Below are 24,366 nucleotides of genomic sequence, written 5' to 3'. Positions count from 1 at the left end.
ATAGGGTGTGGCTCACGCGCTCACGCCTTTTTCCCTGCGGGAATCGCGTCCGCGCCCGCCCCGGGAGTGGTGACGGTAACAGCATCCCCGGACATTATCATTACTTACGCCATGCGCTGCCGCCGGGTGCGGTGCGTTGTTTCCCGAGGAGTCGAGATGAGCGAGCCGAAAGGGGCCTGGAATTTTGTCCGCGGGTTCGAGAACCTGAGCCTGTGCGATTGGCCCGGAAGGACCTCCTGCATCATCTTCCTGGGCGGCTGCAACCTGCGCTGCCCCACCTGCCACAACTTCCAGCTCGCCTGGGACATGCACTCCCTGCCGGTCATCGACGCGCAGCGCGTCCGGGCCTACCTGCGCGACCGCGCGGGCTGGCTGGACGGCGTGACCATCTCCGGCGGCGAGCCCACCACGGTGCCCGGCGTGGGCGAACTGGCCTTCGAGATCCGGAAGACCGGGCTGCCCGTGAAGATGGACAGCAACGGCATGCGCCCGGAAGTGGTCGCCGAACTCCTCCAGGAAAAGCTCGTCGACACCTTTGCCGTGGACGTCAAGGGGCCCTTCGCCAAGTACCCGTCCCTGACCGGCAACGCCGTGTCCGAGATCGCGGCGAGGGCGAACCTGACCCGCATCTTCGAGATGGCCGAGGCCCGGCCCGACGCCTTCTATTTCCGCATCACGCAGGTGCCCGGCCTGACCCGGGCCGACATCGCCGTCGCCCAAAGCTATCTGCCCCCCCGCCATGAACTGAAAATCCAGAAATACGTGCCCCCAAGGAGGACGCCGGAGCATGCCAAGCCAAATCATGAAGAGAGACGGCCGGCTGGAAACGTGGTCAACTGACCGCATCGCACAGGCCATTTTCAAGGCGCTCAGCGCCAGCGGGATCAAGGACCCGCTCCTGGCCCGGCGGCTGGCCCGTAAGGTCGAGAAGAAGCTCGACGGCATGGACATCCCGGAGCAGGAGCACGTCCAGAACATGGTCGAGCAGGTGCTCATGGAGGGTCGGCAGTACGACATCGCCAAGAAGTACATCCTGTACCGCGAGAAGCGCCGCCAGCTCCGCTCCCAGAAGGCGGCCTACCTGGACATCAAGGACGTCATCGACACCTACCTTGACCAGGCCGACTGGCGCGTCAACGAGAACGCCAACATGACCCACTCCTTCCAGGGGCTCATGCTGCACCTGTCCGGCACGGTCCAGGCCCGCTACGCCCTGGAGAAGTACCCCGAGGAGATCCGCCTGGCCCACGAGCACGGCTATTTCCACATCCACGACCTGTCCTTCGGCCTGGCCGGGTACTGCGCGGGCTGGTCCCTGCGCGACCTGCTCCTGGAGGGCTTCAACCTGGAGGGCCGCGCCTCGGCCGGACCGGCCAGGCACTTCGACACGGCGCTCGGCCAGATGAACAATTTTCTCGGCACGCTGCAGAACGAATGGGCGGGCGCCCAGGCCTTCAACAACGTGGACACCTACCTGGCCCCGTTCATCCGCGAGGACGGGCTGCCCTACGACCAGGTGCGCCAGTGCATGCAGAAATTCGTCTTCAACCTCAACACCACCTCGCGCTGGGGCGGCCAGTCGCCGTTCACCAACCTGTCCTTCGACCTGGTGGCCCCCAAGCACATCGCCAAGGAACCGGTCATCATCGGCGGCAAATACGACGACGAGCTGACCTACGGCGACTTCCAGGAAGAGATGGACATGATCAACCGGGCGTACATCGAGGTCATGCTCGAGGGCGACCACTGCGACCGCATCTTCTCCTTCCCCATCCCGACCTACAACGTCACCGAGGACTTCCCCTGGGAATCCGAGATCGGCGAGAAGCTCATGAAGCTGACCGCCAAGTACGGCGTGCCCTACTTCCAGAACTTCATCAGCTCGGACCTGAACCCCGAGGACGTGCGCTCCATGTGCTGCCGGCTCCAGATGGACCTGCGCGAACTGCGCAACAAGACCGGCGGCCTGTTCGGCGCGGGCGACCTGACCGGCTCCATCGGCGTGGTCACCCTGAACCTACCCAAGCTGGCCTACCTGTCCCAATCCGAAGACGACTTCCTGGACATGGTCGAGGAATACGCCGAGCTGGCCAAGGACTCCCTGGAATACAAGCGCAAGATCATTAACAACAACCTCGAAGCGGGCATGTTCCCCTGGTCCCGCCGCTACCTCAAGAACGGCTACAAGGGCCACTTCTCGACCATCGGCCTGCTCGGCGGCCACGAGGCCTGCCTGAACCTCATCGGCAAGGGCATCCAGACCGAGGGCGGCGTGCGCCTCATGCGCCGCACCCTGAACCACCTGCGCCGCATCACCGCCCGCTTCCAGGAGGAGACCGGCAACCTCTACAACCTCGAGGCCACGCCCGCCGAAGGCACCAGCTACCGGCTGGCCAAGATCGACAAGGCCCTCTACGCCGACATCAAGACCCAGGGCAACGGCACCCCCTACTACACCAACTCCACGCAACTGCCCGTGGGCATCTCCGAGGACGTGCTCTACGCCCTGGAGCACCAGAACCAGCTCCAGCCGCTGTACACCGGCGGCACGGTCTTCCACACCTTCCTGGGCGAGGCCGTGACCGATCCCAAGTCCCTGAAGAACTTCATCCTCAAGGCGTTCTCCAAGACCAAGATTCCGTACATCTCCATCACGCCCACCTTCTCCATCTGCAAGGAGCACGGCTACATCCTGGGCGAACACTTCGAATGCCCCACCTGCGGCCAGGAGGCCGAGGTCTACACCCGCATCGTGGGCTACTACCGGCCCGTGTCCCGCTGGAACAAGGGCAAACAGGCGGAATACACCGACCGCGTGGTCTTCAGCGACTGCCTGTGCAACTAATCGAGTTCTGAAGGCCCTCTTGAGGAAGGGGGCCTGAGGATAGTGGAATGTAATGCCCGCTGCCCCCCCGCAGCGGGCATTACGCATTTTGTCATCAAATTACGTATAACCATAGACAGTCTCTACCCTTTTCATTATCAAAACATTACCAGGAGGTATCAAAATGAAGGTAGTATCGATATTCAACAATAAGGGCGGAGTAGGAAAAACAACATACATGTATCATATTGCGCACTTACTCGAACATGAAGATAAAACGGTCCTTCTTGCTGACCTAGATAGCCAGTGCAATCTTTCAGCATACCTGATGCCCGATTCAGAATTGGAGAAAAGTTGGAAATCCGACCGAGGAAACAGTATATGGAATGCCATTGAACCTATGTATGAACGAACGGGCGACTTCAGAAAACGTCAACCTTCCCAGGTGAATTCATCTTACCCAAATTTGTATATTATTCCTGGGGACATTCTTCTCAGTAATTTCGAAGACACACTGGGCGACTCGTGGAATAGTGCAAAAGGTGGCGATGCTGGCGCACTACGAGTTCAAACTGCGATATACAGATTTATCATTTGGGCGGCACAACGAGTGAATGCCGACGTTGTAATGGTAGATCTTGGGCCAAATCTCGGCGCGTTAAACCGAACAATGCTTATCGCTAGCGACTACTTTATTGTCCCAATATCTCCTGACTTATTTTCAATTCGAGGAACTCAAAACCTCGGTGCAAAACTTGAAACATGGAGAAAGGAATGGCAGCAATGCAAGGATGCGTACAAGGGAAAAACAGTCCCCCTTCCTGAGGGCAAGCCAACTTTTTTAGGGTATGTAACTCAGCAACATAATGTACGGAATACTAAATCTGGAATGACTAACGGATGGAATATTTTTGGGCAACGGGTAGAAAGCGCAGTAAAGGATAATATTATCAAACGCCTTGATCCGATAGGACAAGTCCATCATTGGAAAAATAATAATTGGAACATTGGAAAGATTCCCAACTTGCACAGTTTGATTCCGTATTCGCTTGAAGCACGTAAGCCGGTTTTTGACTGCCGTTCCAAAGATGGACTTACTGGCTCACACATAACTAAAGCAAAAAATTCAAAAGCTCTTTTTATTCCCATCGTCAATAAACTTCTTGAAGTGTTATAGGTTATCGTAAAATACATGTATTTTTGCCTAAGGAATAACAAGAGATAGGCACTGCTCATGACGTATCTCAAGGAATTCAAGGGCGCTGTGTCGCGCACGAAGAAGCTGGGGCTGGGGGACGTGACGGTCAATGAGACGGCGGTGGTTCTGGACCAGGCCGTGCTCAACGCCATCGAGGCCACCGGGCACATTCCGTTCCGGCAGCGGGCGGTGCAGGGACTGAACGTCAACTTCGGCATGTTCCACATGCTGGCCAAGAAGTTCCACATTCCGGGCGGCGTGCTGACCATGGGCAACGTGGCCGTGAACGGGGAGATGCGCTTCCCGGTCACGCCCGCGCATTTCCGCAAGATGGTCGAGAACGAGTCGGGCGAGGACGCCTTGGGCACCTATCACATTTGGACCACGTTGCCCGGGGGGCTCATCCTGGACCACGTGCTGCCCTCGATCCTGGCCGGGGACGGGCTCCTCGAGGTGGACGAGGCCGTGCCCTCGGAGCGGTACCTGTACGGCCCGGCCGACGAACTGCCCCACGGGATCACCTACCACCCCATGGTCGCGGGGCTGGAATTCCTGATCGCCTCGGGCACCGTGGACCGCGAAGCCATGGAATACCTCATGGGCGAAAAGTTCCCCAAGCAGTACAAGGGCTGATCCGGCCCGTCAGTTCATCAGATTTCTAAGCCAGACCTGGAAGGCGGGTTCGACCTCGTCCGGGATGCGCACGAGGTCCGGGCGGCCCCGGACCAGCAGCACCCGGATGACCGTACCGGGCCGGTACTGCCGCCACAGGCTGTCCGGCAGCCGGGCCTCGGCCCGCCGCGCGATCCCGTCCCGGTCCACGTAGGTGTACTCGATGACCACCCTGGCGTGGGGATGGGCCTCGTCCGTATCCGTGCGCAGGTGCAGGACCAAGCCCGAGGAGACCTCCTCGCCGAACAGCCGGGCGCGCTCGGCGCGCAGGATGTCGTAGGGGATGGCGGCGATCCCCCAGACGATGAAGGCCACGACGGCCGCGCCCACCAGGATGCGTATGAGCCGCTGCCTGGGTGTGCGCTTGGGTGCGGAACCGGACAAGTAGACCATATTTCAAACGATACATCCCCGCCCGGCCCCGCGCAAGGGGAGGAAAAATCCGCCTTCCGCGCGGACCGTCCTTGCCATTCACCGGTGGCCGGAGTAACAGTACGAAGCGGCGACCGACCGTTGCCGACTTGAGGGAATCAACACATATGCCAAACGATATCAGGCAATTGGAAGAAAGCATCCTGCGCATGACCGCCGTGGTCCGTGCCAAGCAGGCCGCCCTGACCGCCCAGAGCTTCGGCGAGGAGACCGACCCGAAACTGCGCCCGCGCGGGTGGTGGGTCCTGGCCTGCGGCGAGCCCTTCGACGCGACCTCCTTCGACCAGCGCGAGCTGGCCCGCCAGCGCCTGCTGGCCGACACGCGCAAGGCGGGCCTGGTCCTGCCCGAGAACATCTGGGTCTGGGACGAAAACGGTACCGCCCAGCTGGTCATCAGCACGGTTCCCTCCATCCAGCGCGCCAACATCCTGGCCCAGAAGCTCCGCGAAAAGGGGCTGACCATCCGCATCAAGCGCGAGGATTTCTGATCCGGCGCGCGCCGACCGCAAGGATTTCGTCATGAAGAAAGCGGCCACCATTCTCACCCACGGACCAGCGGACCGGGAATACGGGTTCCCGGCCGGGGACGGGCTCCAGGACGACGTCCGGCCGACCTCCAACGACGCGGGAATCTCCATGGCGACGGCCCTTTTTTTGCGACAACAGTTGAAAAAAATGCCAAATGTAATCCACAACGCACCGCGAGACGGACGGGTTGCGCACTCGTTCCCAGCGGCACCGTTGCCGGAAAAACACTCAACCCGATAAAAGGATACGACTCGTGACAACAAGAATGACAATCCCGGCTTGCCTGCTTCTTCTCGCGTGCATGGTCCTTTTAGCCGCCCCCGCCGGGGCGCAGGAACCCGACGCGCCGGTCCCGGCGGCCGATCTGATTTCCGGCGAGCCCCACCCCATGCCCATCGCGGGGCTGGTCACCATGGTGGATATCGGCGCGCATTCCTGCATCCCCTGCAAGATGATGACGCCGATCATCGAGGAATTGTCCAAGGAATATGATGGACGGGCCGCCATCGCCTTCATCGACGTATGGAAGCATCGGGACGAGGCGTCCAGGTACGGCATCACCGCGATACCGACGCAGATATTCTACGATGCGCAGGGCAAGGAGCGGTACCGGCACGTGGGCTACCTGGACAAGGCGAGCATCGTCGCCAAGCTGACCGAACTCGGCGTCGAATAATCCCGATGGCCCAGTTGTTCATCCTCATCAATCAATGGATGACGGGCGGGGTGCTGCTCGGCGCGCTGGGGTGTTTCCTCTGGGGCATGGTCAGCGTCCTGTTCAGCCCCTGCCATCTGGCGTCCATCCCGCTCATCGTCGGGTACGTGGCGGGCCAGGACAAGATCATCGAGGGGAGGCAGGCCACGGTGTTCGCCCTGCTGTTCACCTCCGGCCTGTTCATCACCATCGCGGCCATCGGTGTGGTCTGTTCCCTGCTGGGCCGCATGCTCGGCGACGTGGGGCCCTACTGGACCATCGTCGTGGGGCTGGTGCTCCTGTGGGTCGCCCTGGACATGCTCGGCGTGTCCAAGTGTACCCTGTCCGGCGGTCTGATGGCCAGGCTGAAGCTCAAGGGGATGCTCGGCGCCTTCATCCTCGGACTGGCCTATGGCGTGTTGTCGGGGTCCTGCACCTTCGGTTTCATTGCCCCCATCCTCGCCATCATAACGGTCCAGGAGAAGATACTCACCGGCGTGGTCTTCATCCTGCTCTTCGCCACCGGACACTGCATCCCCATCGCCGTGGCCGGCGGCTCGACCGCCCTGGTCGGGAAGCTGCTCGCCAATTCGGCCTGGCAACGCGGCGGAACGGTGTTTCGCCGCCTGGCCGGAGGGCTGATCGCCCTTCTCGGGCTCTACTTCATCGCGAAACCGTTCTTCGGTGCGGCCTAGCCTCGGCCAATTCCGCCTTCGATCCCATTGCCCCAAAGGAAATGGCCCCGACTCGGTCGGGGCCATTTCATCAACCGCCTGTGAACGCCTCGTGAGCGATCACGGCGACATGTGGTCGATGCCTGTCTCGGGCCTAGCCCCTGGGTTCGGGCAGGTAGGGGGTCAGCTCGGCCACGGCCTCGAACAGGAAATGGTCCACCAGAAAGCAGAAGGCATGCCCGGCGGCGATGTGGATTTCCTGAACCACGGCGGTGTCGCCCGACGGCACCGTGACCAGGAAGTCGGACACGGCGGCCATCTCAGCGCCGCTCTGGCCGGTCAGGCCCACGGTGACGATGTCGTTGCGCTTGGCCTCGCGCATGGCCCGGATGACGTTGGTGCTGGTGCCCGAGGTGGACAATCCCACCAGGATGTCGCCGGGCCGCCCCAGGGCGAGGAGCTGCTTGGAGAAGACCTCGTCGAAGCTGTAGTCGTTGCCGATGGCGGTCAGGGCCGAGGTGTCCGTGGTCAGGGCCAGGCCGGGCAGGGGCGGGCGCTCCATGCGGAAGCGGTTGGTGAACTCGGCGGCCAGGTGCTGGCTGTCGGCGGCGGACCCGCCGTTGCCGCAGAACATGACCTTGCCGCCCCCGGCCAGGCACACGGCCATGGCACGGGCGATCTCGACCACCAGCTCGGCCTTGGTATCGAAGAAGGCCTTGCGTGCGGCCAGTCCGGCCGAGGCGTGATCCATCACTTTCTGAAGAGCGGATTCAGACATGCGTCCCTCGTTTGTGGTTGTCTTCGTAAAATAGTCAGCCCTGCCTATACTGCCGAAATCGGCCCTTGCCAACCCCCGCCGGACAACGGGCAAGGAAAAGACTTTTGTTCGACCATTTTTTGCGGTACAGCGCAATGTTGCGTCCGGCGCGGGCCGTTTCCCTGCCGGACCGAACTTCATTCAGAACGCATCAAGGCAATCGAAGACCATGACCGAATCCAAGGAAAGCACCGTCAGGCTGCTCATCACCTGCCCCGACCAGCCGGGCATCGTGGCCGCCGTATCCGGCTACCTGCACCGCAAGAACGCCAACATCATCCACTCCGACCAGCACTCCACCGACCCCGAGGGCGGCCGGTTCTTCATGCGCAACGAGTTCTTCCTGCCCGGCCTGGACATGGACGGCCTGGAGGAGCTCCGCCGCGAGTTCGCCGAGGAGGTCACGAACGGCTTCGTCATGGACTGGTCCCTGAACCCGGTCTGGGTGCCCAAGAGGATGGTCATACTATGCTCCAAGGTGGACCACGCCCTCATGGAGCTGCTCTGGCGCTGGAAACGCGGCGACCTGGACGCCGAGGTGGCCATGGTCATCTCCAACCACCCGACCCTGCAGCGCGAGGTGGAGAACTTCGACGTGCCCTTCCACCACGTCCCCGTGGGCCCGTCCCTGCGCGACAAGGTCAAGGCCGAGGACACCATGATCGAACTCATGAACGGCCAGGTGGACCTCATCGTCCTCGCCCGGTACATGCAGATCCTGACCTCGGACTTCGTCAAGCGCTACCCCAGCCGGATCATCAACATCCACCACTCGTTCCTGCCCGCCTTCGTCGGCGCGGACCCCTACCGCCGGGCCTACGAGCGCGGCGTCAAGCTCATCGGGGCCACGGCCCACTACGTCACCGAGAAGCTGGACGAGGGCCCGATCATCGAGCAGGACGTCATCCGCGTGACCCACAGCCACACCGTGGACGACCTCAAGCGGCTGGGCGGCGACATCGAGCGCCACGTCCTGGCCCGGGCCGTGAAATGGCACCTGGAGGACCGGGTCATCGTGGACGGCAACAAGACCATCGTCTTCCGCCGCTAGCCGCGCCCGAATACCCCGATTTCGCAGGAGACCGCCGCCCGGCAACGGGTCAGGCGGTCTTTTGCACGCCGTACTTCTGCAGGATTTCGGTCAGCCGGACCGTCAGGTTGGTGGTCGTCCGGGCCACCAGTTCCAGGTTGATCAGGACCATGATGTCCACCCGGAACACGGCCCGCTTCCACAGCTCGGCCAGCCCCTGTCGCAGCTCGGGTTCGAGGGAGAGCATGGCCATGGCGTCGGCCAGCTGCTGGGCCGTTTTGGGCTTGAACAGCAGGGTGCCCTCGCGGGTCACGTCGTTGCCGAAGAGCTGCTTCTTGCGAATCTTGGACATGCCGGGCAACCCGTCCACGGCCTGGGCGGACACCCGCCGGGCGCGGCCGCTGCGCACCTGGATCTTGCCGCCCTCCTCGCGCCCGCACTCCTTGAGAATCTGGATGAAGTGGTTCTCGAGCAGGAAAAAGAGGATTTTTTCAAGCACCGGCAGGCTGAAGTCCTTTTTCAGCGGCAGGATGCCCTGGATCTGGTCCGGGACCACGGCCTCCAGCGCCTTGTAGAAATGGTCGCTGGTCACGCCGATGGCGATGGACGCGCCCAGCCCCAGGCCCACTATCTGCTCAAGCACGAACTTGAACCAGGCCTGCTCCTTCTTGCGCTCCTCGGGGTCCTTGTCCCCGGCCTCGCCCCGGCGCGCGGCCTCGGCCTCGGCCACCCGCGCCCGGTACTGGGTCTCGAACTCCTCGGCCACCGGGTCCACGCAGGCCATGCGCGCCGCGTGCAGCAGCTCGCCCGCCGTAAACTTGTCGAACTGCGACAACACCTTCAGCCCCTTGACCAGCATGGCCTGGACCAGCTTGGCCCGCTCCCGGCCAGCGGGCTCCTCACGGGCCGCGATGTAGCTGTTCTGGATGCGGGTCTTGGAAATCTCCTGGTCCGTGGGGTTCAGTTTGGACAGGATATCGTCGAACAGGAAGCGGATGACCAGAAAGGTCCGCTCCTTGGCGATCTCGTACTTCCCGCCCTCCAATATCTCCCCGTGGGCCTCGGCCACCCGGCTGGCGATGAACTCCTCCACGAAGGCGCTCCAGAACGCCTGGTCCAAACGGTGCTTCTCGATGAGCGCCCCATAGGGCTCCAGGCTCTGTCTGCCGAAATAGCGCAGGACCAGCTCCTCGAAATTGTCCGTCACCAGGGCCATGGCGTAGACGATGCCCTGAGCGCACTTGACCAGCACGGCCTCGGTGTTCAGCAGGGTCGCCTCCAGCTCCTCGCGTCGCGCCGCGTCCCCGGTCTTGACCGCCTTGTCGTAGTGGGCCAGCAGGATGATGAACCGGCCCACGCGCTCATGGATGAACTCGTAGCCCGGATGGCCCACCCGGCCCGCCAGCAGCTCCCGCACGCTGCTGCGCTGCGCCTCGAGCATGGGATATTCGTTGATGCCCGGACTGTTGATCTCCAGGATCTCCAGCAGCATCTCCCGCTCGGTGACCTCGCGCAGTGAGGAGCGCTCCCTCAGGGCGCGCAATCGCTTCCAGTAGGCGTCGAGGCGCGTTTCATTGTCCGGCCTCGCGCCGCGTGCGGGTGCGTCTGTCATGGGCTCGATGATCCTCAATGTCGCTTGATACTTGCGTAATCCAATGCCGTCGCCGCGTGTCAGCAACAGCATTACCACCAACCGCGCCGGAGTGGAAGGGGCCGGGCCGCCTCTTGACCTTTCTCCCCTCGGGCGGCCATAACCTCCCTGTGATCACCTGCACCAAATGCGGCACCCGAAACGCCGACAACACCCTGGCCTGCGCCCGCTGCGGCAACAAGCTCCAATCCTCCCGCCGCGCCACGGCCGGCCCGGACACCGGCACCGCGCCGCTGGAACCGTTCCGGCACCAAGGCGTCTCCCCCGACCTTCTGCGTTCCCTCAAACGCATGCTCGAGGCCTGGGCCTACGTCCTCATCCTCGGCTCCGTGGCCGCCGCCTGCATCGTCTACCGAATCTGGTGGCCCCTCTACCCCACCGTCGCCCTCATCGCCCTGCTCCTCTGGCTGCGAAGGGTGTAGTCGAGGATGCCGCCTGCGGCGGCCAGGGGGGAAGGGGGGCGAGAGGGAAGCCGGGGGGAAGGGGGGCGAGAGGGAACCCTTTGCAAAGTGGCCCCCCCATCCCCCCACTCACCCTCCTAAACTCTTTGGGCCGCTTCGCGGGGGCGTAGTAGCATAAAAACCTACTCCTTACCCCTCGGTCCCGACACGCCGCTCTGCCAAATTTCCTTGTCCTTCGCCCCTCTCGGCGGCGTGGGCAACCGTCCCGAAGGGTTCGCGCCGGGCGGCCCTCCGAGGCCCGTGGCCGTCCGGCGCGAACCCTTCGGGACACCGCCCGCCCGCGCACAACCAATCCCCCGCCAACAATCTCCCCCTCTCCCGCCCCTTCCCAATCCGCACGTCATCGCGCGTCCGCACGCCCCTGCCGCAGGCACACAAAAAGTTTGGGAGGGTCCAGGGAACCCTTTTCAAAGGGTTCTCTGGCGGGGTCCGGGGCAGCGCCCCGGCCGCCGGAGGCGCCCGCCCGGCGAGGGCCCGCCGGAGGCATTTCCCCTCCCGCTCTCCCGCCTCAGGCACGCAAAAAGGCCCCCGCGCAAAGTCGGGGGCCTTGGGTGATTCGGTGGGGCCGGGGTTTATTGGGCCGGGGGCGTGCCCTGGGTATTGGGTTGTTGGCCCTGGGTAGCGGGTTGTTGTTCGGGCGGCAGGACTTCGAGGGCCTTTTTCAGGTCTTCCTCAAGCAGGTCCGGGATGGGACGGTCCCAGAATTTTTCCTCCTTGACGTCCTCTTCGGTTTTTTCGGTGCAGCAGACGATGGGGTCGGTGCGGGTGCATTCCGAGGAGGAGTATTCGACCACGGCGCATTTGCTGGCCGTGTCGAAGTCGTAGGGGATGGTCCGGGTGAGTTTGAGAAATTCCCTGCCCTGGACGCGGATCTTGTCTTCGCCGATGCCGACCACGAAGCGGGCTTCCTGTTTGGCGTAGAACACGGAGAAGAGGTAGATGTTGTCCCGGACCTTGGCCACGTAGTTGATTTCCTGGGGGTCCTTGCACAGGATGCGGCCCAGCACCTGCTTGCCCAGGCAGATGTCCATGTCCATGTAGTCCGAGGCGCGGGCCGGGACGGAGGTGGCGGCCAGGGCCAGGATCAGGGCCAGGGCGATGAGGATGCGTCGCATTGTCCTTCCTTTTATCCCAGGTCGAGGAAGAGCTGGAACCCTTCGGGGTCGCGGGTTTCGCACCGCTCCTTGCAGCCGCAGCAGCGGTAGTGGCCCTTTTTCAGGTACCACTGGGCCTTCCACGAGCAATCGCAGTTGAAGTACTCGTACACCGAGGCGTCCACGGCGCCCCGGTACCGGGTGTATCCTTTCTGTTTGAGCTGTTCCTTGTATTCCATGGTCATGCGCCCGGTTGTTTGTCGGGCCTCGGGTCAGGAAAAGATGTACACCGGCCGGGGATAATTTGCAAAAGCCATTCCATAGGAAAAAACAGCCCCTTACGCCCTAGGTGGTTTTCTGCGGGACGAGCAGGGAGAGGAAGAAGCCGATGGCGGCCACGGCGATGATGGACGCGCCCGAGGTGATGTCCAGGGCGTAGGAGAAGAGCAGCCCGGTGACGGTGAAAATGCAGGACAGGATGGTGGATACGATCATCATGACGTGCAGGGAGCCGGTCCGCCTTTCGGCGATGAAGGGCGGGATGGTCAGCAGGGCGATGACCAGGATGAGGCCGACCACGCGGATGATCATGACCACGCACAGGCCGACCATGACGATGAGCAGGATGTACAGGAAATTGACGGGCACGCCGCGGGACCGGGCGAACTCCTCGTCGAAGCTCATGACCGTGAAGCCCCGGTAGAAGATGAGAACCAGGAGGGTGACCAGGGCGGCCATGGCGGCCATGAGCCAGAGGTCCGAGCGCGGCACGGCCAGGATGGAGCCGAACAGGTAGCTCATGAGGTCCACGTTGTAGCCGGGGGTGAAGTCCAGCAGGATGATGCCCAGCGCCATGCCCGCGGCCCAGATGACGCCGATGACCGTGTCCACGCGCTCGCGGGCGTGCAGGGTGACCAGGGCCATGATCAGGGCCATGCACACGGTGAAGGCGGCGGTCACGGGCAGGACCGGCAGGCCGAGGAGGAAGGCCAGCCCCACGCCGCCGTAGGAGGCGTGAGCGATGCCGCCGGAGATGAAGACGATGCGGTTGACCACCACCAGGGTGCCGATGACCCCGCAGATGAGGCTGGCGAGCAGCCCGGCGGCCAGGGCGTTCTGCATGAAATCGTAGCTCAGGACGTCCATCACGCCTCCCCTCCCTTGTCGGCCGCTTCGGCGTCCGGGGCCGGGCCGTCCAGCGCGCCCTCGTGCGGGGCGAGCACACGGTGCGGCACGCGGCCGTGGGTGACCAGTTCCACCGGGCAGCAGTGGTCCCCGGTGCCGCCGTAGGTCAGGGTGAACATATCGTCGGTGATCTCCGGGGCGTTGTGGAAATGCAGGGTGTGATTGACGCAGGCCACGGACTTGACGCCCGAGGCCAGGAACGAGACGTCGTGGCTGACCATGATGATGGTCATGTCCCGGTTCAGCTCGTTGAGCAGGGAGAACAGGGACATGCGGCTGGCCGTGTCCACGCTGGCCGTGGGCTCGTCGAGCAGGAGCAGTTCCGGGTCGTCCACCAGGGCGCGGGCGATGAACACGCGCTGTTTCTGGCCGCCGGACAGCCGGGCCAGGCCGCGTTTCTCGAAGTCGAGCATGCCCACCCTTCGGAGTGCCCGGCGGGCCTTGTCGTGATCGGTCCCGGAGTGCCGCCCGGCCATGGCCTTGAAGCCGGGCCGGACCGTGCCCATGCAGACCGCCTCGAGCACGGTGATGGGGAAGGTGCCGGCCACCACGGTGTGCTGGGGCAGGTACCCGATGCGCCCCCCGGCCTCGCCCGGAGGCAGGCCGAGCACGCGGATGGCGCCCCGGTCGGGTCGGATCAGGCCGAGCATGAGCTTGAGCAGGGTGGACTTGCCCCCGCCGTTGGGCCCGAGCACGGCCAGGTAGTCGCCCCGCTCGATGCGCAGATCGACGTTCTCCAGCACCGGCAGACCGCCCGGCGCGTAGTACAGACCCTGTATGTCAACAACGGGCTCGGCCACGTGAAACTCCTGATGAAAACGGGTTGGAGGGACATCCATATCGATCAAGGCAACGTAGCACAAGCATTGAGATCACGCCAGCCAGGCCCAGCCCCAGGCCGCACAGGGCAGGCCCAGGGCCGCGAGGTAAAGCCGGAAGTCCGTCTCCTTGGAGGGCAGGCCGAAGCGGGTGGCGGCCAGCCCGACGAGGGCGCCCAGCCCGAGCCCGGAGAGGAAGCCGAAGAGGTGCGCCCCCAGGTCGATGTTGCCCTCGCCGTCGCCGACCCCGAGCATGGCCAGCAGCCCGAGCCCCGCGCCGAATGGGATGAGCGCGGTCCGAACAAAACGCAGGAAACGTTGGAACCACGGGCCGTTGCCCAATCCGTGCAGGCCGCCGCCCACGCCGAATGGGGCGATCCCGGCCAGCAGCCCGGCCGCACCGAAGGTGGCCGTGGAAAAGCCGATTGCGTCGTGATGGATGCCCAGGACCAGGGTGTTGAACAGGTTGCCGAGGATGCCGGAGACCACGGTCAGCAGCCAGGCCGCGCCCGAGCCGAGCCGCCGCGCGGCCAGCCAGATGAACACCCCGCCGATGGCCGCGTTCCCGGCCACGTGCGGGCCGTCCGCGTGCAGGGTCAGGGCCGTGCACAGCCGCCACCACTGGCCGGACAGGATGGCCCCGCCGTCGGCGCTGCCCAGGCGGACCCACAGGTCCGGGTACAGACCCAGGCCCGGATAGGTCCGCGAATAGGCCCAGTAGAAGAGGATGAGCAGGGCTAGGCCGAACAGGGTCGGCTCCAGCCCGCCCACGGGGCGAAGGTCGGCCAGCGCCACCCGGGCCAGTTCCGGCCGGTTCTCCTCGAAATACAGGTCGATCTCCTGCACGGCCCGGTCCGCGTACCACTCCTGGACCGTGACCGCGTAGCCCCAGCCCTGCTCGGCGGACAGCCGCCGCAGCCGGTGGGGCACGTGGCGCGAGGCCAGGATCAGGGACCACAGCTGGGCCTCCCGGTGGGACAGGGGATCGGCGTCCTCGCCCCGCACCAGGGGCACGAGGTCGATCCAGGCGTGGCGCAGGACGCGGCGGAAGAAGCCGGGACGGGCGGTGTGAACGGGCATGCGCCAATGTATAGCAATTCCGGCCCGGAGCAAACGGTTTCGCCCTTGCACCGGGGGGCGGCCCGCCCTATGCTGGCCCGGACCCGCAACCTCCAAGCCCCGAAGAGTCCCGCCATGCGCACCCGTTTCGCCGCCCTGCTCCTGCTGGCCTGCTGCCTGCTCCCCGCCCCCGCCCTCGCCCACGGTGCGGACCTGGACACCATGATCGGCCAGATGATCCTGGCCGGGTTCCGGGGATTCACCGTGAACCAACGCTCGACCATCGTCCGCGACATCCGCGAGCGTCACCTGGGCGGGGTCATCCTGTTCGACTACGACATGTTCTGGGGTGCCGGACAGCGCAACATCCGGTCCGTGGAGCAGGTCCGCAGGCTGGTCAAGGACCTCAAGGCGGGGGCCGACATTCCGCTCCTGGTGGCCGTGGACCAGGAGGGCGGCAAGGTCCAGCGGCTCAAGGCCCGGTACGGTTTTCGCGAGACCCCGTCCGCCGCGGACCTCGGGGCCGGGAGCGACGACGCGGTGCGCGAGGCCGGGGTCGTGGTCGGGGCCGACCTGTCGTCCGTGGGCTTCAACCTGAACTTCGCCCCGGTGGTGGACGTCAACGTGGACCCGGACAGCCCGGCCATCGGCAGGCTCGGGCGCAGCTTTTCGAGCGACCCCGAACGGGTGGCCCGGTGCGCCGGAATCTTCATGGACGAACTGCACCGGGCGCGCGTGCTCTCCTGCCTGAAGCACTTCCCCGGCCACGGGTCCGCCGGGACCGACTCGCACAAGGGGCTGACCGACGTGACCGCCACCTGGTCCGGGGCCGAGCTCATCCCCTACCGGGAGCTGATCGCGGCAGGCAGGGCGGACATGGTCATGACCGCCCACATCTTCAACGCCCGCCTGGACCCCGACTATCCGGCCACCCTGTCGAAAAAGGTCATCACCGGCCTGCTGCGGGGCGAACTCGGCTTTGACGGCGTGATCGTCACCGACGACATGGACATGGGGGCCATCGCCGACGAGTACGGCCGCCGGGAGGCCGTGCGCCGGGCCATCGAGGCGGGGGCGGACATCCTCCTCTTCGGCAACAACCTGTCCTTCGACGAGCACATCGTGGAAAAGGTCCACGCCCTGATCCGGTCCATGGTCGATGACGGCACCATCCCCAAAGCGCGCATCGAGGCGTCCTTCGCCCGGATCATGCGGCTCAAGCGGTCGCTGTAGGTCCCCTGGACAAAAAAACGCCGGTCGCCTTGCGGGCAACCGGCGGTCGGTGCGTTCCCGGAACGGGTCCGGCTACCAGAACAGGCCGGAGTCGCCGGAGGTGAAGACCACCTCGCCCTGGCTCTCGGTCTCCAGGATCAGTTCGTCCGAGCCGTCCTCCATGGACAGGCGGCGGACCTTGGCCAGCACGGTCAGGAAGGTGTACTCCTTCTCGTCCATGCCCGGCCCGCAGGACTTGCGGGTGGAGGCCAGGGGGCCGAACTCAAGGTAGTCGTCGGTCAGGGTGTAGGTGCCCGTGAAGTGGTTGCACCCGCCGAACCCCTCCACCGTGCCGTCGGCGTTGAACTTCAGGGTCCGCGCCGGATCCTCGTCGAAGTCGCGGGCCACGACCCTGCGCAGGGTCCAAGTCTTGCCCACCAGGGCCTGGCGGATGGCGCTCTCGTTCATGGTCTGGGTCTCGTGGGTCCCGCACCCGCCCAAGGCGGCCAGGGCGGCCAGGACCAGGGCGAGGCAACAGATTCTCTTCCAAACGATCCGCATAATTCGTCTCCTTGCTCAATGAATACGGGACCATGATTACCAGGGGTGGAGCCCGGTTGCAAGGAGGCGAAAAAACCCCCGGCGCGGAACTCCGGGCCGGGGGTGTGCTGCGGGGTGACGGAGGGGGGGCTACTTGACCACCGGGCAGGACTTGAGCGCCTGCTCGATGTCGCGCTGGGGCAGCTCGAAGTTGGTCAGGAGCCCCTGGTTGAAGGCGTCGTAGGAGGCCAGGTCGAGCATACCGTGGCCCGAGTACAGGAAGACGATGACGTCGTCCGGCCCGGCGGTTTTGGCCGCCTCGATGGCCCCCTTGATGGCGTGGGAGGTCTCGGGCGCGGGCAGGAAGCCCTCGGTCTGCATGAACAGCTTGGCCGCCTCGAAACAGTCGGTCTGGAAGTAGGCCACCGGGTCGCACAGCCCCTCGTGGACGATGTTGCACAGGATGGGCGCGTCGCCGTGGTAGCGCAGCCCGCCCGCGTGGATGGGCGCGGGCATGAAGTCGTGGCCCAGCGTGTGCATCTTGACCAGCGGGGTCAGCCGGGCCATGTCGCCGAAGTCGTAGCGGTACTCGCCGCGGGTCAGGGTCGGGCACGCCTTGGGCTCCACCGCGATGAACTTGACCGGGTCGCCCTCGAGCTTCTGCGGCAGGAAAGGCAGGACCAGGCCGCCGAAGTTGGAGCCGCCGCCCACGCAGCCCACCAAGTGGGTGGCCTTCTCGCCGATCATGGCCAGCTGCTTCTGGACCTCCAGGCCGGTGATGGTCTGGTGGATGAGCACGTGGTTGAGCACCGAGCCCAGGGCGTACTTGGTGTCGTCGTGGGTGGCCGCGTCCTCCACGGCCTCGGAGATGGCCAGCCCCAGCGATCCCTTGCAGTCCGGGTCCCTGGCCAGCATCTCGCGGCCCGTGCGGGTCTGGTCCGAGGGCGAGGCGAAGATGGTGCCGCCGTAAGTGTTGATGATCATCTTGCGGTACGGCTTCTGGTCGTAGGACACCCGGACCATGTAGACCACGCACTCCATGCCGTACTGGGCGCAGGCGAAGGACAGGGCCGTGCCCCACTGGCCCGCGCCGGTCTCGGTGGCCAGCCGCTTCACGCCCTCGGTCTTGTTGTACCAGGCCTGGGGCACCGAGGTGTTGGGTTTGTGCGAACCCGCCGGGGACACGGACTCGTCCTTGTAGAATATCTTGCACTTGGCCCCGATGGCCCGTTCCAGCCGGTCGGCGCGCACCAGGGGCGAGGGCCGCCAGATCCGGTAGACGTCCATGACCTCGGCCGGGATGTCGATGAACCGGTCCGTGCTCATTTCCTGGGCGATGAGGGAGTCGGGGAAGATGGGCGAGAGCATGTCCGGGGTCAGCGGCTCCATGGTCTCCGGGTTGAGGGGCGGGGCCATGGGCGTGGGCAGGTCCGGCATGGGGTTGTACCACTGGGTGGGCATCTGGTCCTGGGGCAGGAAAATCTTCTTCACTGACATGTGTTCCTCCGAACGGTTGCGCGATCGGGACCGATGCGGGCGGAAGCTTCCCGGCTCCCCGTCCGGCCCCTGCGGGTTGACGAAAAAAACCGTCGGCGTTGCAGCCGGCGGCATTTCCGATGTCCAACCGCGCGCGGAAGCACGCCGCCGCCAGGACCGGCAGCGGATCGCTTCATTGCGCGACTAGGAATCGGGCCGCTTGACGTTACGCCACCCGCGTCCACAAAAGTAATTGTATGATATGGGTGTATTCATAGACAAACCCATTACGCTCTTTCGAACATCCGCGTCAAGGCGCGGCGGGCTTTTCCGGCTCGTCCAGGGCGAGGACCATGGGCACGAAGCGGATGCCGTCGCGCTCCTCCTCGCCGCCCGCCGGGACGAACCCCATGGCGGCGTAGGCCCCGACCGATCCCGGCGAGGCATTGACCGTCATCCGGCCGGGTGTAGGGAGGTCCCGCAGGCAGCGCTCCCCGGCCAGCCGCATGAGCGTCCGGCCCACCCCGCGCCCCCGGTGCTCACCGGAGACGAAGAACAGGGCCACGTGGCCGCCGTCCGCCACGTCGATGACGCCGACGATCCCCCCGGCCCGCCGGGCGGCAAGGGCGAATCCCCTGCCCGATCTGCGGGAAAAAGAGGACCGGCACAGGAACGCCTCGAAGGCGATGCGCCCGGTCGAGGAAAAGCCGGGGGCGACGAAGGCGGCGAAGACCTCGCGCACCAGATCGCGGGCCTGCTCCTCCCGTTCGGGCGTCAGCAATTCATAGATGATGTCGGCGGCCATGGCTCACCCGGCCAGCCCGCCCGCCAGCTCGGGCAGGATGTCTCCGGCCGGGCCGTGCAGGGCGAAGTCCATGAACCCGGTGTTCGGGGTCGGCTCCATATTGACCTCCACGGTCACGGCCCCATGGTCCTTGGCCAGTTGGTAGAACGACGCGGCGGGCTGGACCAGATTCGAGGTGCCCACCGACAGGAACACGTCCGCCTTGGCCACGGCCTCTATGGCCAGCTTGAGCACGCCGGGCACGAGCGGTTCGCCGAACCAGACCACGCCGGGCCGCAGCAGATGGCCGCAGACCGGGCAGTCCGGCAGGTCCGGCAGCTCGGAGAAGTCCTCCCGCGCGTGGGAGCAGACCGTGCAGCACAGCTGCCACAGGGAACCGTGCATCTCGAGCACCTTGCGGCTGCCCGCGCGGGCGTGCAGCCCGTCCACGTTCTGGGTGATCAGAAGAAAATTCGGCATCTGGCGTTCCATGGCCGCCAACGCCAGGTGCGCCGCGTTGGGGTAGCAGTTCCCCACCAGCCTGCGCCGCCAGTTGTAGAATTCCCAGACCAGCTCCGGGTGCGCGGCAAAGGCGTCCGGCCGGGCCAGGTCCTCGGCCCGGTGGTGCTTCCACAGCCCGTCGCGGCCCCGGAAGGTGGGCACCCCGCTCTCGGCGGACACCCCCGCCCCGGTCAGCACGACCACCCGCCGGTCGCCGCCCAGCAACGCCTTGACCATCTCCAGTTCAGCCTGCACGATATCTCCGATTGTCCGTCATTTCGTCATGTTCAGGGCCGAAAACCGCGCCGGTACGCCATTTCCCCGGCCCGGCGCTTGCAATCCGGCCGAATAAACGTCATAGTCCGCTTCTTCATTTTGCAACCGTCCCGACCACATGCCCAGGAGGATACATTGGCTACCAGAACAGTCTATTACATCGAAGGCGACGGCATCGGCGCCGAGGTCTGGGCCGCAGGCCGCCCCGTCCTGAACAAGGCCGTGGAACTGGCCTATGGCGGGGCCAACCGGCTCGACTGGCAGGAACTGCTGGCCGGTGAGAAGGGCTTCGCCGAGACCGGCGAGTACCTGCCCCAGGCGACCATGGACGCCCTGTCCAAGGCCGACCTGGCCATGAAGGGCCCCCTGAACACGCCCGTGGGCAAGGGGTACCGCAGCCTGAACGTGACCATGCGCCAGGTCTTCGACCTCTACGCCTGCATCCGTCCCATCAAGTATTTCAAGGGGATCGAGTCCCCGGTCAAGCGTCCCGACCTGGTCGACATGGTCGTGTTCCGCGAAAACACCGAGGACGTGTACGCGGGTATTGAATATCAGTCCGGCACCCCGGAAGCCAGGAAATTGATCGAATTTCTCGTGGACGAGCTGGGCGCCTCCATCGACGCCACCGCCTCCGTGGGCATCAAGCCCATCACCCCGGCGGGCTCCAAGCGGCTGGTCAGGAAGGCCCTGGACTTCGCCATCGCCGAGGGCAGGCCGTCCGTGACCCTGGTCCACAAGGGCAACATCATGAAGACCACCGAGGGCGGCTTCCGCGCCTGGGGCTACGAGCTGGCCGACGAGGAATACCAGGGCCGGGTCGTGCGCGAGGGCCAGGACGGCGAGGGCGTGATCCTCAAGGACCGCATCGCCGACGCCATGTTCCAGAACGTGCTCATGTACCCCGAGCAGTACTCGGTCATCGCCACCACCAACCTGAACGGCGACTACATCTCCGACGCCCTGGCCGCGCAGGTGGGCGGGCTGGGCCTGGCCCCCGGCGTGAACATGGGCGACAAGCTCGCCTTCTTCGAGCCGACCCACGGCACCGCCCCGACCATCGCGGGCAAGGACATGGCCAACCCCGGCTCCCTGGTCCTGTCCGGGGCCATGCTCCTGGAACACATCGGCTGGCATGAGGCCGCCGCGCTGATCCACGCCTCGGTCGAGAAGACCCTGGCCGCCAAGAAGGTCACCGTGGACCTGGCCGCCCAGATCAACGGCTCCACGCGGGTGGGCTGCAAGGAGTTCGGCGAGCTGCTGCTGGCCAATCTCTAACCCCCGCTTTCCCGAACGTCCCGGCGGGCCGCGACCATGCGTCGCGGCCCGCCGTTTTTCTTGGGCGGCCCGTGCCCGGCTTGACCCCCGTCGCTCCCTTGGCTACCCTCTTTCATGGCGGAAACCGTTTTCCGCCGGGCCCCCGCCCGCCAGAGATCGCCCGTCCCGGCTCCGGGACGCCTGACCCTTCGGACACACGCCTCCGGCCCCGCCCGGACACCATACTCCGCAACACCCTGAACCAAGGAGTCGCCACATGCCTCAACATACCCCCGAAATCACCGAAACCGGCCAATGCATGGAATGCAACGGCGCGGACAGCCTGGTCGCCACGCTGGTCAACAGCGGCGTGGAGGTCTGCTTCGCCAACCCCGGCACCTCGGAGATGCACTTCGTCTCCGCCCTGGACCGCATCCCCGGCATGCGCGCGGTCCTCTGCCTGTTCGAGGGCGTGGCCACGGGCGCGGCCGACGGCTACGCGCGCATGACCGGCAAGCCCGCCTGCACCCTGCTCCACCTCGGCCCCGGCTTCGCCAACGGCATGGCCAACCTGCACAACGCCCGCAAGGGCCAGTCCCCGGTGGTCAACATCGTCGGCGACCACGCCACCTACCACGAGCGTTACGACGCGCCCCTGACCTCCAACGTGGTCGGCTTCGCCGAGGCCATCTCCCACTGGGTACGCCGTCCGCGCAGCGCCCGCAGCGTGGCCCTGGACGCGGCCGAGGCGGTCCGCGCCGCGCGCGTGGCCCCGGGTCAGGTGGCCACCCTGATCCTGCCCGCGGACACGGCCTGGCTCCCGGCCGAGCGGCCCGCGCCCGGACTGGAAGCGCCCGGCCCCGCGCCCGTGTACCAGGACGCCATCGAGGGCGCCGCCAAGGCCCTGACCAATGGCAAGAAGACCGCCATCCTCCTGCGCGGGGCCGTGCTCTACGGCGACGGCCTCAATGCCGCCGGGTGCGTTGCGGCCAAGACCGGGGCCACCCTGTTCTGCGACACCTTCACCCCGCGCATGCGCTCCGGCGCGGGCGCGCCCGTGGTCGAGCGGCTGCCCTACCGGGGCAAGGACGTCCTGGCCCGGCTCGACGAATTCGAGCAGCTCCTGCTGGTCGGGGCCGAGTCGCCGGTCTCCTTCTTCGCCTATCCCGGCCAGGAGAGCTGGCTGACCCCGCCCCACTGCGCCATCCTGACCCTGGCCCACGCCAGCGAGGACGGCAACAGCGCGCTCATCCGCCTGGCCGAGGCGGTGGACGCCGCGCCCGACTGCCCCATGGTCGAGCTCGCCCCGCCCAGCCTGCCCGCCGACGGCCCGCTGACCGCCGAGGCCGCCATGCGCATCGTGGCCGCCCTGCTGCCCGAGAACGCCATCGTCACGGACGAAGGCATCACCTCCACCCTGCCCTACGCCAACATGCTCGCCCAGGCCGCGCCCCACGACTACCTGGCCCTGACCGGCGGCTCCATCGGCGGCATCCTGCCGCTCTCCACCGGGGCCGCCGTGGCCGCGCCGGACCGCAAGGTGGTCTGCCTCGAGGGCGACGGCAGCGCCATGTACACGGTGCAGTCCCTGTGGACCCAGGCCCGCGAGAACCTGGACGTGGTCACCGTGCTCTACGCCAACCGCTCCTACGCCGTCCTCAACCAGGAACTCAAGCTGGTCCGGGCCGCGTCCAAGGGCGACAAGGCCCTGGCCCTCCTGGACCTGCACAACCCGTCCCTGGACTGGGTGCGCATCGCCGAAGGCTTGGGCGTAGAGGCCGTGCGCGCCGAGACCACCCAGGGGTTCGCCGACGCCCTGCGCGCCGCCCTGAGCGCCAAGGGCCCCCGGCTCATCGAGGCCGTCCTCTAGCCGCTCCGCGAAGCGGGCCGGGACTATCGCGTCCCGGCCCGCGCCGCGCTTTCTCCCACCACATCTCACTCCGCTCCGCCCGTGGCATGGGTCGTGCAATCCTTTTCCGGACGCCCGCGAAACGATCCGCCGGGCGTAAAGGAGCGCGACCGTGTACCTGCAGGAACTGCAACGGAACTGGAACACCTTCGGCCGGGAAGACCCCCTGTGGGCCGTGGCCTCACAGCCCGACAAGGTGGATAACGGCTGGGATGTCCAGGAGTTTTTTGAAACCGGCACGCGCTACGTGGCGCGCATCGTCCAGTGGATGGAAACCAACGGCCTGCCTGCGGGCCGGGGGGCCGCCCTGGACTTCGGCTGCGGAGTCGGAAGATTGACGCAGCCCCTGTGCGACCATTTCAAGACCTGCGTGGGCGTGGACATCGCCCCGTCCATGATCGCCAGGGCCAAGGAGTACAACCGGTTCGGCGCGCGCTGCGTGTATCGCCTCAACGAGACCGACGACCTCGGCCTGTTCCCGAACGGAAGCTTCGACATGGTCCACACCGCCCACGTACTCCAGCACATCCGGCCCGAGGTGGCGATCCGTTACATCGCCGAGTTCCTCCGCGTGCTCAAGCCCGGCGGCCTGGCCGCCTTCCACTGTCCCAGCGCCCCGGCGGTCTACGCCTATCCCGAGGAGGGCGTGTCGTGCGCCCTGTCCACCGGCCCCGGCCCCCTGTCCATGGAGCACGGCACCCGGCTGACCGTGCCCGTGCGCGTGACCAATACCGGCGCGCACTCCATCGGCATGGACAAGCGGACCAACGCGCCCGTGCGCCTGATCCATCACTGGTACAACCTCGACACCGACGAGCTGGCCCAGAACCACGGCCGCATGAACCTGCCCGGCACGGTGCTCGGACCGGGCGAGTCCCTGGACATGGACTACCGGGCCGCCTCCCCGGCCGCGCCCGGCAACTACGCCCTGGCCCTCACGGCCCTGGATTACCGGGGATGCTCCCTGGCCGCCCCCGAAGAGGCGCAGTGTTCGGTCGCGGTCCTGGTCCTTCCCGCCACGAGCGGGACCCAGGGTGCGGCCCTGGCGGCCCAACGGCCCTACAGCGAGACCCACGCCATTCCGGTGGAGACCGTGGAGCGGGTGGTGGCCTCGGCGGGCGGACGCATCCTGCACGTGGAGTCCCACCAGAACCTGCCTGGCGGCCAGGTCAGCTCCCTCTATTACGCCACGCGCTGAGGAGGCGGCCGGGCCACACGCTGAAGAGGCGACGAACGGGCCGCGCGTCCGGCCCCGAACGGCGTTTCGGGCCCGG

The 24,366-nt window shown here is 65.7% G+C and carries 25 protein-coding genes; 13 read left to right on the top strand and 12 right to left on the bottom strand.

From position 1 onward, the window contains the following. The first annotated feature begins 156 nt into the window (after window positions 1–156). From DND132_RS16460 to DND132_RS16450, 4 genes are all read left to right on the top strand, one after another. Window positions 157–840, top strand: a complete 684-nt coding sequence (locus DND132_RS16460; protein ID WP_014323897.1) for an anaerobic ribonucleoside-triphosphate reductase activating protein — start codon at window positions 157–159, stop codon at window positions 838–840. After that, entirely contained in the window at window positions 788–2,845 is a 2,058-nt protein-coding gene (locus DND132_RS16455; protein ID WP_014323896.1) for a ribonucleoside triphosphate reductase, read from the top strand. Before DND132_RS16460 ends, DND132_RS16455 begins: the two co-directional genes overlap by 53 nt. Window positions 2,846–3,008: 163 nt before the next feature. Then, a complete protein-coding gene (locus DND132_RS18110) occupies window positions 3,009–4,001 on the top strand; it encodes a ParA family protein (protein WP_014323895.1) in 993 nt (330 codons plus the stop codon). A gap of 57 nt (window positions 4,002–4,058) precedes the next feature. Beyond that, window positions 4,059–4,655, top strand: a complete 597-nt coding sequence (locus tag DND132_RS16450; RefSeq protein WP_014323894.1) for a hypothetical protein — start codon at window positions 4,059–4,061, stop codon at window positions 4,653–4,655. Window positions 4,656–4,664: 9 nt separating this feature from the next. Here the strand turns inward: DND132_RS16450 and DND132_RS16445 are convergent, their stop codons facing one another. Continuing rightward, complete coding sequence (locus tag DND132_RS16445; protein WP_014323893.1) at window positions 4,665–5,087, bottom strand: hypothetical protein; 423 nt, start codon at window positions 5,085–5,087, stop codon at window positions 4,665–4,667. Between the two features lie 146 nt (window positions 5,088–5,233). On the opposite strand from DND132_RS16445, the gene DND132_RS16440 reads away from it, so the two are divergent. The 3 genes from DND132_RS16440 to DND132_RS16425 all read left to right on the top strand — a co-directional run bounded on the left by DND132_RS16440 (window position 5,234) and on the right by DND132_RS16425 (window position 7,043). Continuing rightward, a complete protein-coding gene (locus tag DND132_RS16440; RefSeq protein ID WP_014323892.1) occupies window positions 5,234–5,614 on the top strand; it encodes a hypothetical protein in 381 nt (126 codons plus the stop codon). A 341-nt stretch (window positions 5,615–5,955) separates the two neighbouring features. Then, entirely contained in the window at window positions 5,956–6,330 is a 375-nt protein-coding gene (locus DND132_RS16430; protein ID WP_014323891.1) for a thioredoxin family protein, read from the top strand. Between the two features lie 5 nt (window positions 6,331–6,335). Further along, complete coding sequence (locus tag DND132_RS16425) at window positions 6,336–7,043, top strand: cytochrome c biogenesis CcdA family protein (protein WP_014323890.1); 708 nt, start codon at window positions 6,336–6,338, stop codon at window positions 7,041–7,043. Between the two features lie 133 nt (window positions 7,044–7,176). Here the strand turns inward: DND132_RS16425 and DND132_RS16420 are convergent, their stop codons facing one another. After that, window positions 7,177–7,800 (bottom strand): D-sedoheptulose 7-phosphate isomerase, encoded by a 624-nt coding sequence (locus DND132_RS16420; protein WP_014323889.1) that lies wholly within the window; start codon window positions 7,798–7,800, stop codon window positions 7,177–7,179. 208 nt (window positions 7,801–8,008) lie between these two features. Between DND132_RS16420 and purU the strand changes: the two genes are divergently transcribed. Further along, a complete protein-coding gene (gene purU, locus DND132_RS16415; RefSeq protein WP_014323888.1) occupies window positions 8,009–8,890 on the top strand; it encodes a formyltetrahydrofolate deformylase in 882 nt (293 codons plus the stop codon). 49 nt (window positions 8,891–8,939) lie between these two features. On the opposite strand, the gene DND132_RS16410 is transcribed toward purU, so the two are convergent. After that, window positions 8,940–10,481 carry a hypothetical protein gene (locus tag DND132_RS16410; RefSeq protein ID WP_014323887.1) on the bottom strand — a complete coding sequence of 514 codons (1,542 nt, stop codon included), beginning with the start codon at window positions 10,479–10,481 and terminating at the stop codon, window positions 8,940–8,942. Window positions 10,482–10,594: 113 nt separating this feature from the next. On the opposite strand from DND132_RS16410, the gene DND132_RS16405 reads away from it, so the two are divergent. Beyond that, entirely contained in the window at window positions 10,595–10,942 is a 348-nt protein-coding gene (locus tag DND132_RS16405; protein ID WP_148267019.1) for a zinc ribbon domain-containing protein, read from the top strand. Between the two features lie 611 nt (window positions 10,943–11,553). Here the strand turns inward: DND132_RS16405 and DND132_RS16400 are convergent. The 5 genes from DND132_RS16400 to DND132_RS16380 form a co-directional block, all read right to left on the bottom strand. Continuing rightward, on the bottom strand, window positions 11,554–12,096 hold the full coding sequence (locus DND132_RS16400) for a hypothetical protein (RefSeq protein WP_014323885.1): 543 nt from the start codon (window positions 12,094–12,096) through the stop codon (window positions 11,554–11,556). 11 nt (window positions 12,097–12,107) lie between these two features. Further along, the gene (locus DND132_RS16395; protein ID WP_041916227.1) at window positions 12,108–12,314 is read right to left on the bottom strand and encodes a hypothetical protein; all 207 of its coding nucleotides are present in this window, start codon (window positions 12,312–12,314) and stop codon (window positions 12,108–12,110) included. Window positions 12,315–12,420: 106 nt separating this feature from the next. Then, on the bottom strand, window positions 12,421–13,221 hold the full coding sequence (locus tag DND132_RS16390) for a metal ABC transporter permease (RefSeq protein ID WP_014323883.1): 801 nt from the start codon (window positions 13,219–13,221) through the stop codon (window positions 12,421–12,423). Next, window positions 13,221–14,060: a metal ABC transporter ATP-binding protein gene (locus tag DND132_RS16385; RefSeq protein WP_014323882.1), complete on the bottom strand. Its 840-nt coding sequence runs from the start codon at window positions 14,058–14,060 to the stop codon at window positions 13,221–13,223. The genes DND132_RS16390 and DND132_RS16385 overlap by 1 nt, the downstream gene beginning before the upstream one ends. Before the next feature lie 72 nt (window positions 14,061–14,132). Further along, window positions 14,133–15,158, bottom strand: a complete 1,026-nt coding sequence (locus tag DND132_RS16380) for a rhomboid family intramembrane serine protease (protein ID WP_014323881.1) — start codon at window positions 15,156–15,158, stop codon at window positions 14,133–14,135. A 114-nt stretch (window positions 15,159–15,272) separates the two neighbouring features. Between DND132_RS16380 and DND132_RS16375 the strand changes: the two genes are divergently transcribed. Further along, window positions 15,273–16,370 carry a glycoside hydrolase family 3 protein gene (locus tag DND132_RS16375; RefSeq protein ID WP_238528190.1) on the top strand — a complete coding sequence of 366 codons (1,098 nt, stop codon included), beginning with the start codon at window positions 15,273–15,275 and terminating at the stop codon, window positions 16,368–16,370. Window positions 16,371–16,442: 72 nt separating this feature from the next. On the opposite strand, the gene DND132_RS17895 is transcribed toward DND132_RS16375, so the two are convergent. The 4 genes from DND132_RS17895 to DND132_RS16355 form a co-directional block, all read right to left on the bottom strand. Continuing rightward, window positions 16,443–16,910, bottom strand: a complete 468-nt coding sequence (locus tag DND132_RS17895) for an META domain-containing protein (protein WP_014323879.1) — start codon at window positions 16,908–16,910, stop codon at window positions 16,443–16,445. Between the two features lie 129 nt (window positions 16,911–17,039). Beyond that, a complete protein-coding gene (locus DND132_RS16365) occupies window positions 17,040–18,386 on the bottom strand; it encodes a TrpB-like pyridoxal phosphate-dependent enzyme (RefSeq protein WP_014323878.1) in 1,347 nt (448 codons plus the stop codon). 289 nt (window positions 18,387–18,675) lie between these two features. Beyond that, the gene (locus DND132_RS17890; RefSeq protein ID WP_014323877.1) at window positions 18,676–19,170 is read right to left on the bottom strand and encodes a GNAT family N-acetyltransferase; all 495 of its coding nucleotides are present in this window, start codon (window positions 19,168–19,170) and stop codon (window positions 18,676–18,678) included. 3 nt (window positions 19,171–19,173) lie between these two features. Further along, complete coding sequence (locus DND132_RS16355) at window positions 19,174–19,905, bottom strand: SIR2 family NAD-dependent protein deacylase (RefSeq protein ID WP_014323876.1); 732 nt, start codon at window positions 19,903–19,905, stop codon at window positions 19,174–19,176. A gap of 156 nt (window positions 19,906–20,061) precedes the next feature. On the opposite strand from DND132_RS16355, the gene icd reads away from it, so the two are divergent. The 3 genes from icd to DND132_RS17885 all read left to right on the top strand — a co-directional run bounded on the left by icd (window position 20,062) and on the right by DND132_RS17885 (window position 24,290). After that, window positions 20,062–21,204, top strand: a complete 1,143-nt coding sequence (gene icd, locus DND132_RS16350; protein ID WP_014323875.1) for an NADP-dependent isocitrate dehydrogenase — start codon at window positions 20,062–20,064, stop codon at window positions 21,202–21,204. A gap of 256 nt (window positions 21,205–21,460) precedes the next feature. After that, entirely contained in the window at window positions 21,461–23,053 is a 1,593-nt protein-coding gene (locus DND132_RS16345; protein WP_014323874.1) for an acetolactate synthase large subunit, read from the top strand. A 151-nt stretch (window positions 23,054–23,204) separates the two neighbouring features. Next, window positions 23,205–24,290: a class I SAM-dependent methyltransferase gene (locus DND132_RS17885; RefSeq protein ID WP_014323873.1), complete on the top strand. Its 1,086-nt coding sequence runs from the start codon at window positions 23,205–23,207 to the stop codon at window positions 24,288–24,290. Window positions 24,291–24,366: the final 76 nt, after the last annotated feature.

This window comes from Pseudodesulfovibrio mercurii (assembly GCF_000189295.2).
GTDB classification, from domain to species: Bacteria; Desulfobacterota; Desulfovibrionia; order Desulfovibrionales; family Desulfovibrionaceae; genus Pseudodesulfovibrio; species Pseudodesulfovibrio mercurii.
Note: the sequence above shows the minus strand (reverse complement) of the source record. Positions and strands in the feature narration are given on the sequence as shown.